This window comes from Streptomyces yangpuensis, from assembly GCF_024666385.1.
Lineage (GTDB): Bacteria > Actinomycetota > Actinomycetes > Streptomycetales > Streptomycetaceae > Streptomyces > Streptomyces yangpuensis.
The window spans coordinates 1-14,201 of the sequence record NZ_CP102515.1; the positions used below are offsets into that span (position 1 = coordinate 1).

The 14,201-nt window shown below is 71.4% G+C and carries 13 protein-coding genes; all 13 read right to left on the minus strand.

Annotation, left to right across the window (positions count from 1 at the left end):
- Positions 1 to 187 (minus strand): hypothetical protein (locus NRK68_RS33760; protein WP_257857995.1); only part of this gene is annotated, 187 nt, incomplete at its 3' end.
- Between the two features lie 917 nt (positions 188 to 1,104).
- Positions 1,105 to 2,169, minus strand: a complete 1,065-nt coding sequence (locus tag NRK68_RS33765) for a helix-turn-helix domain-containing protein (RefSeq protein WP_257857996.1) — start codon at positions 2,167 to 2,169, stop codon at positions 1,105 to 1,107.
- 14 nt (positions 2,170 to 2,183) lie between these two features.
- Positions 2,184 to 2,447 (minus strand): hypothetical protein, encoded by a 264-nt coding sequence (locus NRK68_RS33770; RefSeq protein WP_257857997.1) that lies wholly within the window; start codon positions 2,445 to 2,447, stop codon positions 2,184 to 2,186.
- Positions 2,448 to 3,754: 1,307 nt separating this feature from the next.
- Entirely contained in the window at positions 3,755 to 5,218 is a 1,464-nt protein-coding gene (locus tag NRK68_RS33775) for a hypothetical protein (RefSeq protein ID WP_257857998.1), read from the minus strand.
- A 22-nt stretch (positions 5,219 to 5,240) separates the two neighbouring features.
- Positions 5,241 to 6,374: an amino acid adenylation domain-containing protein gene (locus tag NRK68_RS33780; RefSeq protein ID WP_257857999.1), complete on the minus strand. Its 1,134-nt coding sequence runs from the start codon at positions 6,372 to 6,374 to the stop codon at positions 5,241 to 5,243.
- A complete protein-coding gene (locus NRK68_RS33785; protein ID WP_257858000.1) occupies positions 6,340 to 6,660 on the minus strand; it encodes a hypothetical protein in 321 nt (106 codons plus the stop codon). Before NRK68_RS33785 ends, NRK68_RS33780 begins: the two co-directional genes overlap by 35 nt.
- Entirely contained in the window at positions 6,657 to 6,938 is a 282-nt protein-coding gene (locus NRK68_RS33790; protein ID WP_257858001.1) for a hypothetical protein, read from the minus strand. Before NRK68_RS33790 ends, NRK68_RS33785 begins: the two co-directional genes overlap by 4 nt.
- Before the next feature lie 133 nt (positions 6,939 to 7,071).
- Entirely contained in the window at positions 7,072 to 8,040 is a 969-nt protein-coding gene (locus tag NRK68_RS33795; RefSeq protein WP_257858002.1) for a thioredoxin domain-containing protein, read from the minus strand.
- A 174-nt stretch (positions 8,041 to 8,214) separates the two neighbouring features.
- Positions 8,215 to 8,577 (minus strand): toxin-antitoxin system YwqK family antitoxin, encoded by a 363-nt coding sequence (locus NRK68_RS33800; protein WP_257858003.1) that lies wholly within the window; start codon positions 8,575 to 8,577, stop codon positions 8,215 to 8,217.
- Positions 8,578 to 8,581: 4 nt separating this feature from the next.
- Entirely contained in the window at positions 8,582 to 11,167 is a 2,586-nt protein-coding gene (locus tag NRK68_RS33805; protein WP_257858004.1) for a YwqJ-related putative deaminase, read from the minus strand.
- A complete protein-coding gene (locus NRK68_RS33810; RefSeq protein WP_257858005.1) occupies positions 11,164 to 11,604 on the minus strand; it encodes a DUF6507 family protein in 441 nt (146 codons plus the stop codon). Before NRK68_RS33810 ends, NRK68_RS33805 begins: the two co-directional genes overlap by 4 nt.
- 243 nt (positions 11,605 to 11,847) lie before the next feature.
- On the minus strand, positions 11,848 to 13,266 hold the full coding sequence (locus NRK68_RS33815; protein ID WP_257858006.1) for a DUF6177 family protein: 1,419 nt from the start codon (positions 13,264 to 13,266) through the stop codon (positions 11,848 to 11,850).
- Between the two features lie 171 nt (positions 13,267 to 13,437).
- On the minus strand, positions 13,438 to 14,064 hold the full coding sequence (gene tpg / locus NRK68_RS33820; protein WP_257858007.1) for a telomere-protecting terminal protein Tpg: 627 nt from the start codon (positions 14,062 to 14,064) through the stop codon (positions 13,438 to 13,440).
- Positions 14,065 to 14,201 lie beyond the last annotated feature (137 nt).

The window sequence follows — 14,201 nt, forward strand, 5'->3', positions numbered from 1 at the left end:
CACCGGCCAGGAGCTGGAAGATCTCCGCCATCGGCATCTGCCCGTACATCCGCATCACGACGACCAGGACGAGCACCACGCAGACGACCGCCGCCTGCGGCAGCGTCATCCCGCCCGCTTGCCCCGACCGGGCACCCGCCTCACTCCGACGGTCCTGGCCCTGCGTACGGCTCAGCTGTTCCTGCATACGAAACCCCTAGTCCGGGAGCAGGGCGCAGCCCGGCTCCCATCGATACTGCGAGGGGGCGCGGGCACACCGCGCCCCCTCGTGCTGGTGACTTCGCGCCAAGTGGCGCCTCCCGGGGGGCGATTGCCGTCGCCGTCCCCAGAACTCACATCATGTCAGGACTACCCCTTCCGGCCTAAGAACTACCATCCGCCACAGGCCCGAAATGCCCCATATGTCAGTTCGTTGGTTCACTGGCGTCCACGAGATATTTTTTGTTATCTGGGGCTCAGGCCAGGTGCTGAACAGCACATATGCCTGCTGAGGGCGAGCACTTCCCTCCGGCAGGCCCCAGGAGACCTCGGCAACTGCACCGTGCCAAGGGCCAACTGACCCACCAGCGGGACCGTTGGTCCGCTCCTGTCCCAACGCCGCTTGCCTCCTGCGACGACCTAGGCCACGGTGGGGGACACCACCCGCTGGGAGACCGGCGGAACCCCTCGAATGCTGGTGACTTCGCAGACAGGGACAAGAGCAGCACCGCGTTGCCGCGCGAGTGCCGCACGCGACAGGGCCGACCCGCACACGCCGGGCCGGCCCTGTCCGCGTTCCCGGCCGTGCACCCTGCGCGGCTCCGTAAAACGATTTACGGACCCCTACCCCCGCTTCCGGGGCGCTCCGCGTTCCCGGGCGCGGGTAACCGCGGCCCGGCGGCGGGTACTCACGGCCTCGAGCCCGGCGACACCGCGGAGGACGCTCCGCTCGAACTCCAGCCACTCCCCCGGCAGGCCGAACCCGTCGTCGACGGCGGCTGCGAGGCACCAGGGCCACGGGCCCGGTTCCCGGCGCTCAGAGGGCGGCCGGAAGCCGGGGGCCTCGCCCCGTCGGCACACGGGCCGCTGCCGGCGCGTACGGGGTGGGCCCGCGGGCTGAGGGGGTCAGTCGTCTTCGTCGAGGAGCCACCCCCTGCGTCCGGGATTCCGGGGAGCGTGGGCCGTTGTGCTGCCGGGGAACGGGTTCCCGAGCGGGGTGCCCGGCTGGGCGGGAGTCGGGGTGGGGTTGGGGGCTTGGGCCAGGAGGGCCAGGGCGAGGGCCGTGACGTCGTCGGCGGAGCGGGTGCCGGCGGCCTCCTGCACGATGCGGGCGGCGAGCCCGGGCTCCCCGCCGGCCTTCAGGCCCGTGACCAGAGCGGCTATCTCGGCCGGGGGCCGGGTCGCGGCGGCCTGCACCAGGATGTCCATCAGCGAGGCCTGCGCCAGCCACGCCCCGGTTCCGGGCCCGCGCGCCGGAGGAACCCGGGTGGAGGACGGGGCGGCGGAAGGAGGCGGGGCCGGGCCGGGATCCGGCATGGCGCCGGGCGGCGGGGTGGTGGGCGCCGGCTCCTGCCGTGCGGCTGCCGTACTCGCCGCGGAGGCCTCTTCGGCCCGGGCGCGGTCCTGGTCGGCCCGGCGCAGCGCCTGCAGCAGCGGCTCCGGACTCACCTCGCAGAGCCGGGCGATGCCCTGCACCATGGCCAGGCTCGGCGGCCGGGTGGGGTGGTTGAGGGCCTCGGAGAGCGCGCTCCTGGACCAGGACAGGTGATGGGAGATCTCCCTCAGGGTCAGTCCGTGAGAGCGGATCAGCTCCCACAGCTCGTGCTGCAGATCCTCCAGACTGCTGCCCGGCTGCCCGGCCTCCCTGGGCCGGGGCACCCTGCGGTGCGACCGCGCGCGCTGCGCGCGCCTGGCCTTCCCGTACAGCTCCGCGACGTGCTTCGTGGCCCGGGCCCTTTCCGGGGGCGGGACGCGGCCGATCCGCAGCAGGGCGTCGGCCGCTGCTGTCGCGGTCTCCTCGTGGGGCAGTATCCGGCCGGAGAAGAGGCGCGAGAGGGTGGCCGCGGAGATCCGGCCCTGCGCGAACTCGCTGATCATCCTCAGGCTCGGGTTCCCGTTGGCAGCCCGGAGGCGGCGGAGCTCGTTGACGAGTTCCGCCGCCTCGGACGTGACGGTCTGCGTGGCCTGCATCCCCGCCACCGCACCTACCGTGCGGTGGCGGCTGCGGGGGCCGGGCCCCTGGCGGTCAGCCGGCGTACGGCCTCGACCGTGGCGAGGACCGCCGCGACCGCCTGGACCGCGGTGGTCGCCGGCACACCGCACACCACCAGCACCAGCTCGGCGAGCATCGCCAGGACGATCACGATCACGAACGCCTTCGACGGCCGAAAACGCCGGACCCGGCTGTCCGGGGGCGTCACGCACCACGCGGATCCCCGGCCGGAAAGACCCAGCAACCAGCGGCTCATAGCCCGCTCCTTCACCCATTCGCTTTTCTTTTGACGGTCCAGAACTTGCACACAGAACAGCCGCGGAGAGTTGGCAGACCCTCACCGGCTTCTTCGATTACTGCATACGAATAGGCACTCTGACAAGTTTCCCCGGAAACACAAAATTCCTCTCGCACACATATGCGAGAGGTTCGAAAGTGGAGCTATTGATTCCGCCCCTACTTCGTCTGCCAACGAAGGGGCGGTGCGCTCACCCGACTGTCTGGACCGTCAGACATTCATGCGGCTGGCGGAGGCGATTCCTGTCCGATCATCCGCGCGGGAAGGTGTTTTCCACCGTGGCCCCCGCCGTGCATGTCCGTCAAGCCCCCCTCCCGGCGTTACGAACCCGTCCTACACACTCTGACCTGCACAGATGCCTAGCTGTTTCATCTTTGTCCGGAAGTGAGTACCAGCCGCCCGGCGCAACAATTAGGATCTCCCCCTCGTTGCCGAAGACGTTGCCGAAGGCCGGGTTCAGCGTTACCGCACACGCCCACCGGCTCGCGGCCGAAGACCGTACCGGTGTTGCCGCACACGCCCCCCGGCCCCGCCCCTGCGTTTCCACCGGACCGCCGGTACCCGCCACCGCGCCGGGGAAAACAGGACCAGAAAAACCACGCCCGCACACCAACACACCCGACCGGCCACAAATACCACACCTCAAAACACCTCCACGAAATAGAAGCAGATTCCCACCCCGATATCGCACCCATTCGACAAGCAGCACCAATTCCAGGCGAAAGAAAGACCGAACGCAGCCGGAGAACAGACCCGCGCTCCGCGGGGCGGGCAAGGACACCGCGGGCAGGCCGGCAGCCGGACGCGACCCCAGAAACACCATGCGGAGGTAGTCCCGGTGGCGGGTACTGCCGACGGGGGGTTCGGCGACGCCGAAGAGGACGATCCGCTCGAACTCCGACAACTCCCCCGGCAAGCCGGACCCGTCGTCGGCGGCCTCGTCGATCGCCTTCAGCAGGCGCATCGAGCGCTCCTGGTCCGCCTTCGCCCGCGCCGAGGACGGCCGCACCGGCGCGGGCGGCGCGGGCGGCGCGGGCGGCGCGGGCGGATGAGGATCGGCGGGCTGCGGGAGGTACAGGACACCCGAGCGCCACGCACCGCCCAGGACCACGATCCCGGCCAGCACGCTGCCACCGGCCCGCCGCTACCTGCCCGTCATCACCATCCGCCTCCCCTCTTCCCCACGGTTCTCCCCGGGCAGGCGCCGGGGGCCCGCCCCCGGTCGGTCCGCGCCCGCAGGCCCCGCCGTCCGGGAGTCTTCGCCGTCACCGCGTACGCCCCGCGCCCCTGGCCGGTGCGGCCTGCTGCCGGTGGGCGGGGACCGCGGCCTCCGCCGGGGCCGGCCGGCCGGGGGCCGCGGCGGCCGGGGTGGTGGTGGAGCGGGAGCGGGCGGCGGCCGCGGAGACCCTGGGCCGGGAGGCGGCCGGCGTCCCGGGCGGGGTGGTCAGGGAGGTGAGGGTGGCGTCGACGAGGCGGCCGACCAGGGCGCTGCCGGTGGCTTCCTGCCAGGAGGTGGCGGTGGTGAGGCGGTTCAGGTGCTGGGCGACGGTGTCGGTGCCGTGGTGTTCGCCGAGCTGCTGCATGCGGGCGGCGAGCAGCGGCCACGGGCGTGAGCCGATCAGGAGGCCCGCTTCCCGCTCCGGCAGGACCTCCTTGACCATCGCGACCATCTGGGAGTGCGCGGCCGGCTGCACCTTGAGCTGTTTCAGGGCGCGGGGCCGGTTGCCGAGGTCGAGGTCGCGGGGAACGGTCAGGCCCTCGGTCAGCGGGCCCCATACCCGCTTCGCATCCGAACTCGCAGGCACGGACACGGGAACGGGCGCAGGGGTGGGTGCCGGAGCGGGGACCGGGCGGGCGGGCGCAGCCCACGGGTCACCGGCCGCGCCCATGCGCTCGGCCAGCACATCCCTCGCGGCGCCGACCGCCGCCCCGCGAGCAGGAACGGGCGCTGCGGGAGCGGGGGCGGGGGCGGGGATCGGTCGGGTGGGCGGTGCCCACGGGTCATCGGCCGGTACGCGGGCGCCGGCCGCGGGTGCGGGAGCCGGAGCGGCGGCCGCCGGGGCCCCGGTAGGGGCGGCCGGAGTCGAGGCCGGGACCGTCGTGGGGGTGGGGGTGGGGGTGTTGGCGGCGGCCGCGGTGACCGCGGCGACGGCCTGGTCGACGCCTGCTCCGGCGCGGTGGGCGTCGGTGAGGATCCGGGCGACGTCGATGCCTGCGGCGTCGAGGCGGCCCATGTCGGCGGCGATGTCGGGCCAGGCCGGGGAGGAGAGGATCGCGTCGCGGACCAGACCTGAAGGCATCGTCGTCTGGAGGAGGTCGGCCCAGCGGTCGGTGCCTTCGGCCTTGATACGGGCGGCGTTCGCGGTGACGGCCTGGTGGACCCCGACGGTCATCCGGCCCATCTGCGGCAGGAACACCCCGAGGTCGACGCCGGCCTGCTGCAGGCCGACGAGCTGGCGGGCCATCTGCGGCCAGTCGGTGTCCTGCATCAGCACGGCCAGGATGTCGTCGCCGAGGTGGCCGCGCAGCTGGTCGGCCGCCCAGCCCGGCGCCATCTTCTCGGCGTCCTCGCCGAGTTCCTCCTCCCGTCCGGTCAGGCGTTTCTGGGCGGCGCGGCGGACCGCGTCGGAGATGGCCAGCACCAGGCGGTAGGCCATCGCCGCAGTGTGCGCGGCCTCCCCGAGGGCTTCGGCAAACGGCTCGGGCAGCGGCGGGTATCCGGACGTCATCGGCAGCTTCCTCGGATCGGGTTCAGCGCGTACGGGACGGGCCCGGCCGGTCCGGCGGACCCTGCCCCGGGCGCGGGCGGACCGGTACACCGGTAACGGGCGTAGCGGCGGGCAGGCCACGGCCCGGCGTGCGCACCACCCGACCGGTGCGCAGCCTCATCGTCGGGGGCGGGGTGCCGGTCAGGGCGGCGGCGTCGCGCAGCAGGACGGCGGCCTCCGCGGCGGCTTTCGCCTGCGCCCGGTGCTCCTGCGCGCGGTGCCAGTCGGCCGCGGCCTCCACCGCCTCCACGAGCGCGATCAGCAGGGTGAGGACGACCGCGGCGCCTCCCCCGCGGCCGGCACGCGGGGCGTGCTCCAACGCCCGCGCGGCCGAGCGCCATCCGGCGCGGGCGCGGCCCTCCAGCGAGCGGGCGCCGGGGGCGCGGGCGGCCTGCTCGAACGCGTCGGCCGCCGCGCGGACACGGTCACGGACCAGGGCCGGAGAGTACTCGGCAGCGACGGCCAGGAGGTCACCGAGCGCGGCGACATCACCCGCGCCTTCGGCTTGTCCGGCGCGGCCCAGAACGGCGGAGGCCTCCCGGATCCGTGCCTCGGCGAGCGCCCAGTCCGCGGGCGCGGCGTGCGGGGTGAAGCGTTCGCGGACGCGGGGCAGGGACAGGTCGTAGGCGAGCGTCGAACCGGCAAACCACACCGGCCGGCTGCCGCGGTCGGCACGGTCGCCGGGGAGCGCGACCGCGTAGCCGACCAGGGTGCCGTCGTCACCGTGGCGCTCGCGCACGCGCAGGCCGGCGTCGCGGAGCCGGTCGAGGAAGTCGGCATCGTCGTGCGCGAGCCCGGCCGCGATGCGGACGGTGCGCTGCAGGGATTCGCGGGCGGTCTCGGCCAGGCCCCGGCGGGCGGCCTTCTCGGCCTCGCCGGTGGCGGGGCGGCGGCGCGCGGTCCGGTCCAGGGGTGACATCGGCGTGAGGCCCCGGCGGGCTTCGAAGACGCGGACGGCAGTGTGCATCGCGGGGATGTCCCCGCGCAGCCGGGGGTGGCGGCCGTCCTGGCGGGCGAGGGTCGCCGCGATGTGGATGTGGTCGCCTGCGTGCCGTACCGCGACCCACCGGCAGGCGTGCTCATCACCGCGGGCGGCGATACCCGCGGCGTGCACCATCGCGGTAGCGACGGGTGCGGTCGCCGGCGTGGTTGCGGACCGAGACATGCCACACGTGCTCGGCCGGGCGCGGGCCCCGCAAAGCTTCGACGGGGGCGTCCAGGAGCAGGACCAGGCCGGCGAGCGACATCCGGCCGGGGTCGCGGGCCGGGCAGGGCAGGTCCAGGTCCAGGTCCCAGGCGGCGATCAGGTGGGGGCCGGTGTGCTCGTCGCGCTCCCCGGAACCGAAGAGGTACTCCAGGAGCTCCACCGTCTCCGACCCGCCCGGCGCCTTCTTCGGCATCACGACCGCGGACGCCTCTCCCGCATCACCGCCACCGTCGCCTCATCCACCCGCGCCACCGCCTCCAGGGCGCGTGCCACCACATCGGCGGCCGCGGCCGAACCGCCGGCGGCGGGCGGGCAGGCGGCGGGCGGGCCGGCGACGGCGGGGAGTTCGGCGGCGGCCAGGGCGCGGAGCGCGGTGACGGTCTCCCGCAGATGCACCCGGGCCGCGACCAGCTCCCGCAACACATCACCGGCATCCCGGGAAACCGGCACCAGCACGTGCTGCGCAACCGCCATCACCTGACGACCCGCCCACGACGCGGGCGAGGAAGACCACGACACGGGAACGGTCCTCCCCGGCCGCGACGTCCTTGGCCGCGGGGACAGACGCACCGCTTTGATGGTCCACAGCGGTGTGGGGCGGAAACGGTCAGACGTCTTCCGCCCGTGCACGCAGCTCCGCCAGGCCCACGGGCCCCTCGGTGTCGCCCAGCGCTCGTCCCGTCAGCTCCGTGAGGGCCTGGCACTGTGACAGCCCCCGATCGGAGGCGGAGCGCAGGCGGTCCAGCCACGTGAGCGCGGTCCGGTAACTCTCGTCGTCGTCGAGATCGAGGGGCTCGAAGCTCGCCGCGGGCTCGGTCTCAGAGGCCCAGAGGTATCCGAGCACCCCGCGGTCGTCGGTCACCGGCACGTACCGGACCTCGCCCGGCACCGAGCGTCGGTATCCAATGTGCCCGAAGCCGGGGGCGTGGGTGAAGACGCCGTACCGCCGGGCAACTTCGTACCGGGACCAGGAGTCGGACGGAGTTCCGTCCTGGTCGACATGGGGAACGACGCCCGTCTCCGTCGGCGTGCCGAAGTAGGTGGGGTCCTCGGGGTCCAGGTCGGATCCCAGCACATCTGTGAGCTCTGCGAGCACGGACGCCAGACGGGGCGCGTTCGCCTCGTAGACGGCGGACTGGGCACGGCCTCGGAGGTCGTACTGCATCCAGGCATCGGAATATGTGACCAGATCCACTGTGGCGAAGCTGGGGTCCACGAAGACGGTCAGATCGAAGATGCCTTCCGTCCGGATCTCCTCCGCACCGGTGGACAGCGAGCCGGCCACGGTGCACCGGGCATCCACCGATCCGATGCGACCGGGGCGCATGGCAGACCTGATCGCGCCGGCCAGTTCCTCAGCGGATCCGGCAGCGGTGAGTTCGCTCTGGAACAGCATGCCGGCCGGTGTGCCGGCCTCGGAGACGGAGAGACGGAAGGCCGGCTCGCCGAGCGCGAGCCGGTACGAGGCCAGCACGGACCGAGCCGCCATCAGGTCTCCGAGGCACCGGACCAGCGGGTCCACATCCACGATGAAGTCGCCCCACGTCCATCGGGCGACCGACGTACTGGCGATCACGGTGCCACCTCCGGCAAAGGCATGCTCGCTACCCGCCTTCTCCGAAATTCAGCCTCGGGGACGGATCAGCGTGGAGAAGGCCCGGCCCAGGACAGGCACTTGCGCAGAACCACGGACCCACAGTCCGGAAATCCGGGCGCCCATCACTGCGCACACGTGAATCAGGCCCTGGAATCACGCCTTGTCCCGATCCCAGGTTCGCGTAGGAGCACCGTTTTCGTCCCATTCGAACGCCTGGAGGGAAAACCGGCCGTCCTCGCTCTGAACCAGTCTTTGCGCAAGGACCCCGTTCTCATGCCATCGCCGGGCCTCCCCGGCCAAACGCCCCGTGCGCATCACGCCCTCGGCCTGCAGGACCCCGCTCGCGTACCACTGCCGATAGGGGCCGTCCTTGATGCCTTCCCTGTACGTCGTGAGGCTCACGCGGCGCCCGGCGACGAACTCTTCGGCCTCGCCCGTGAACAGCTCTCCGCGGTAGAGCAGCCGGTGAGCGTAGTCGCCGTCCACTTCCGGGTCGTCAATGTCAATGCGATGCATGCCCTCACCAAGCCTGGAAGTTCGTGTTCATATCCGGCGGGAATCCTGTGAACCTACCGAAGCCCCCCTCGACGTCCTGAAGCATATGGGCACAGTTGGCACAGAAGGGAGCCCGCCTCGGCGGCACCTTGGCTCCGGCGTCGTTCGCCTCCTTCATGAAGGGGAAGTAGACAGAGGCGTGCATTTCACGCAACGCCGCCAGGTCGTCGATTTCTCCCGCCTTCGTGCGTTCCCACAGAAGCCTGTTCGTCGCCTTGACCTCGGCGTGTTCAAGGATCTGAGCAGGATGCGGAGGGTTGCCTTCGATTTCGTCGAAGCGCGGACGGAGCGTGGGGTGCAGGTCCTCCAGGGGGATCAGGGCATCGCCAGGACCGTTGATTCCCTCGTACACCTTCCCCGTACGCATGTCCATCACGACGCCCACGCACTGCCCGGTCTGTGTCTTCGGGAAGGCGCCCGTGGTCTTCGCATCGATGTAGGCGAGCGTCCTCTCCCGCGAGAGGGCCTGCGTGAAGGTGGCTACGGAATGGCCGTCCACATGGGTGATCAGCCCGCCTTCCCTGCGAATACGGCTGGGGTCTATCGTGCCCAGGAACTTGTCCCCGTACCCGGGGCTGGGCAGTGGCCCCTCCCGGTTCAACAGGCTCGAAGCCTGGAAGTCGTCCGGGACCCCGGCCAGGTAGTCCGGCACCTCGGGGGTCCCTCCGCCCGCATCCTGGCCTCCCGCCCCGCTGCCGGGGCCTTCGCCCGTCACGTCGTCGCCCGAGCGGGCGATGTCGTCCCCGGCGAAGCCGGCGTCTCCCCCGCCTCCATGGCCCGGGACGCTGTCGGCTGCGGAACCGCCGGGCAGATCGTGGTCCCCGTGGCCACGGCCGCCGCCGCCCGGGCCGTCCGTGTGGCCCGCCGTGGACGGGGGCTCCGGGTGACCTCCCGTACCCGGGGAGTGGTTGTCCGCACTGTTGCGCGGCATGCCGCCCGGGGTGTGGTCGCCCGCGCGGCCCGTGGGGGTGTTGTCGAGGCTGTGCGCGCCGTTGTCCACCGCGCGGACCGGGTCGGAGATGTCGCTGCCGACGCGGACCATGTCGTCACCGCGGCCGCCGACTCCCGTCAGGACCGGGGTCTCCCGGTGGACCGGGACCTCCGTCCTGGGGGTGTTCGCGCCGGTGTCGATCTTCGGGGACGGCTCCGGCGTGGCGTCGCTGGCCTTCTGGTAGAGGCTGCCGTCCTGCTTGTACAGGTTGCCTGCCTCGTCGGCGTACTTCGCGGGGCCGTCGAAGGGCCACTTGACCGTGCCCGGGGGCAGGGAGGCAGTGCCTTCGGGGAGCTTGATGATGTCGTCGGAGACCTTCATGGCCCCCTCGGGTGTCGGGGTGCCCTTGGGAAGCTGAATCGTTCCGTCAGGCAGTTCCACGGCGCCGTGGGGCAGGCTGAACGCCCCTTCGTCGATCTTGGGGACTTCGACCTTCCCCATGTCTTTCAGACCGGCCATCACGTCACCGATCTTCGAGACACCGGCTCCGGCGCCCTTGAACACGTACGTCATCGGATCGATCGCTCGACCTGCCTTGCCCGCCAGCGAAAGTGTCTTCGCCGCAAGGCCCGCCTTGCCCGCACCCGCTGCTGCGCCACCGGTGCCGCCGGTGAACACCGTCGTCACCACGTTGAACGTGACCGCTCCGGCCGCGCGGGAAGGGTTGGAACCCCACTGGTCCCACGCCAGGAGCGCCTTGCCGGTTTCCTTCATCGCCGTCCGTGAATCACGGATCCACGGCGGCAGGTCCTTGTCGTCTGCGAGCCAGAACACGGCCGCCGCCGGCGTCGCGGTGATGACCACCCCCGTCGCGAGCTTCCCCAGCCCCGTCCACGCCTGGCCCGCCGCGTCCCAGCCGTCGAACCCGACCAGCGTCCCCAGGCCCTTGATCGTGCCCCACACGCCGTCTACGAAGACGCCCTTGCCGAAGTCGTACAGGTGCTCCCACACCTGCCACGCCGGAACGGACTCCTCCACCGCGTCACCCCACGGCAAGGACTTCGACTGTTTGAGAGCATCGGCGTCGTAGCCGTACATGCCCTCACCGTTGGAGCCGTCGTTCACCTTCAGCGGCGCACCGCACACCAATGCCACGATCTTGTCGTGCGCATGCCGCTCCGCCGTCTGGAACTGCGCCCACACCTCTGCGATCTCGTTCCGGCGGGCGAGGTTCTCGTCGATGAGATCCTCGTCCTCGATCCAGTCCTCGTCGCGGGAGACCTTCGACTGGAACGACGCCGCCTCCGCCTTCAGTTCCTCCAGCTTCTTCACCAGAGGCCGGATCTCCTGCGCGTAGGTGCCCAGGGCCCCCGCAATGGTGCACATGTCGCTGCTGAACGACAGCGTGATGTCCACGACCGGCTTTGTCACCGCGAACAGCTGCTCGGCCTCGGGAGCCTGGTAGTACGCCGACATCCCGCCGAACGTCGTATGGACCGACGAGCCGGCGTCCGCCAATGCGCCCCCGTCCGCCGACAACGCCTTCACCTTCTCGTCCAACACCGAAAGCTGACCCGTGAATACGGGCACATTGGCGGCGTCGACCGGTGCGTTGCTCACTTCGCGCCTCCCGCAAGGTCCTTGAGCTGATCCAGGCGCACGCTCTTCGCAGCGTCCTGGGCCTGCTTGGCGGCCTCCAAATCACCTTGGATGTACTCGTTCGTCGCCTTGCCCGCGCCCAGGATCGCGGCCTGGATGCGCTCCGCCACGGACTTGAGGTCCGTCTGCCGCTTCTCCAGGTACTGACTGAGCGCGGCGCCCACCGGTCCAGTGCTGCCTCGGTGCGACAAGGGAACCTGCCCGGTCGCCACCGGCCCCTGCATGGCGGCTGACGGCACCTTGGCCGCCGAACCCGGAATCGCCGTACCCGCCGCGTACGCGGCCTCCGCCATGTCCGACATCAGCTTGTTCAGTGCATGCTCCACATCACCTGCCCGCTCACCGGTGAGCTTGAGCTGACTCTGCACACCTTGCGGCTTGATGTCCCACGACGTCATGGCTCCCCCGAAGCTCCGACATGCCCGCCTCGCGCGAGGCGCACTCCCAACCCAGTTCCCCGGCGTGGCGGCCGCCCACCGTAGGGCCGGCACCGGGCCCGCCGGACACTGCGCCCCTACGACGACGTCGCTCTCCCCCGGCACTCGAACGATCGCAAGTATGATCGTTTCTATCAATCTACATAACTAATGCAACCAGCAACCGACGAGCTGTGACACAAGCCTGACAAACCCGCAGGCCCGTCACTCACCCTTCAGATGGCGCACCAACCGCTCGAAATCGCTCCACCCCGAAAGGTCCGAAGGATCCCCCGGGAAGGGGTAGTAGAGCGCCGGGCGCGCCTTCGGCCCCAGCATGACCGGCTGCACTGACAGCGGCGTCCGCCGTGCGCGGTCGTCCGGCATCGCCCGAACCTCCTCGGATCCCAGAACGAACGCCAACGGCACACCGGGTCCCTCGAAACGGGCCGGTACCGCCAGATCACGGCGCGCTTTGCGGAGCTGTACGAGCATGGAGCACAAGTGGTGGCGGGTGGCGAGCGTCTCCGCCAGCTGCGGCAGCACATCCAACGGCGCTTCCTCTTCGGCCCCGTAGCCGAACGCCAGCGTGACGTCCTCCTCCACACCCGCCTTCGTACGGGTCACCCGAACCCCGGCGAGTCCCGGCCGCGACGGAGCTCCCACGACTGCGAACCAGCTCGGCTCGGGCGACCGCGCGTGGGCGACCTCGGTCAGCCTCTCGGGGGACCAGGGCAGATTGGCCGGTTCGGCGGTGGACCAGCCGGCCGGCCCCCCGCCGGTGAGCTCGCGCCAGACCGCCTCCAGGGCGCCTCCGAGCACCAGCCGATCGTCGGCGGGGTGAATCGTCCGGAACGAGATGGTGAGTTGGCGCTCGCCCCTGTCATCGAACTCCTGGAACGAGGCCGCCACCGGAGTGCGCAGATCGCCCTCGGCCCCGTCCGGCTGCACGACCGGCGCGAACATGCCTTCTTGCCAGCGCAGCACCGCGCCCGTACGACCGTCGTAGTACCCGTCCCGCGCGTCCCGGACGACCCAGCGCGATGGCACGCCGGGCAGGGCGTCACGTACGGCCGGAGTGAGAGTGCTGCCCGCCGGGCTGACGATCTGGAGTCCGCGCTCCGAGGCTGCGGCAGCCCGGAAGGCATCCGAGAGCCAGGCCGTCATCGCGACGACCGACCGGTCCGTGATCACCACGGCAACCTTGTCAGTCAGGACGTCCACGGCAGGTTGTGCGGCGGCAGGCACCGGAGCCACGCCCACGCCTTCGGACGGGACCACCGCCACGGAGAGCGCGGATTCCGGCGGCCAGGCCGTGCCGCCGGTCAGCGCGGCAACCCGGGCCGCGAAGGTACCTGCCAGCCGCTCCGCCTCCGCGACGCCGGTGGTGGCGCGGGCCTCGGTCCACCAGAACGGCACCGGCGGCTCCACGGCCCCGAACAACCGGGCTGCCTCGCCCGGGACTTGTATGAGCATCGGCGCCTCGACTGCCACCAGCGGCCTGCCCTGGGCATCACAGAGCTGCACGATGGCGCCCTCACCGGTGGTGTCCACGAGCTTGTCGGGGCCGCCGGAAAGGAGCCCGGCCAGCACGCTCCAGGCGTCCGGCATCCGCGGGGAGAGGGCTATGACGTCCGTGGTCATGTGGTCGTACGGTCCTTAGGTCTGGCGGTTTCGGCACTCGGTCTCATACACCGTGTGGTTCAGGCGGTAAGTCTGCCCCTCGGGCGCGTGCACATCTAACCGAGCCAGACGATGCCCAGCACGGAGAGCCGTCGGGAGAGGCGGCTCGCCACGGACGCGGCGCGGACGTCCTCACCCTCGGAATAGCCGACATTCCACTGCGGCCAGCCCCACGCGGACATCTTTCAAGATCGGAAAGACAACAGCCTCTGAGAGGTCGAAGTAGTCGATGTCGGTGAACTCGACCCGGAGCTCGTCGGCGCGGGTTCCACCGTCCTTGAAGTAGGTCTCCTGCAGCCCCTCGGCGACGATCGCACGCAGTTCGCGGTCGTCGGCGCCCTGGGCACGGGCGTCGAAGAGACGCTGCGCGTACGCGGGCGGGAGGTGGACGGTCAGTCGGCGCATTCGGCCGTCGTCGGTCGTGCCGACGGGTGCGGTGTAGCCGAACCGGGCCCGGGTCTCCACCGTGATGCCGGTGCTGGCGGCGGCCTGTCTGCGGCGGCGGCCGCGGACCACGGGCTGCCAGCGGGCGCGTACGGCCGTATCGATGCGGTGCGCGACCCGCTGGGGCGGGGTCTTCCGGTCGCCCTTGCGGTAACGCTCCACCGACCGCTGACTGACCCCCAGCTCCGCCGCGACGGCCCTGGTCGACTTCAGCTGCCTGACCAGAAAGTTGATCCGGCCCTTCAACGTCTTGGGCGGATCCTTGGTGAACGCCTCCTGGTCGGCGCGGTCCAGGGCGTCATCGATGTCCCCCACCAGCTACGTGTCCTTCCTCTCGTCCCCGCTGCCCGGGCGCAGCGCCGGGGCGAGGCTGCCCGGCGAGGTCCCGGTCGCTGGGGCGGCCGCCGCGTGTGCGGGGCGGTTTCTCGTCGTCGGTCGTGGTGGCAGTCTGC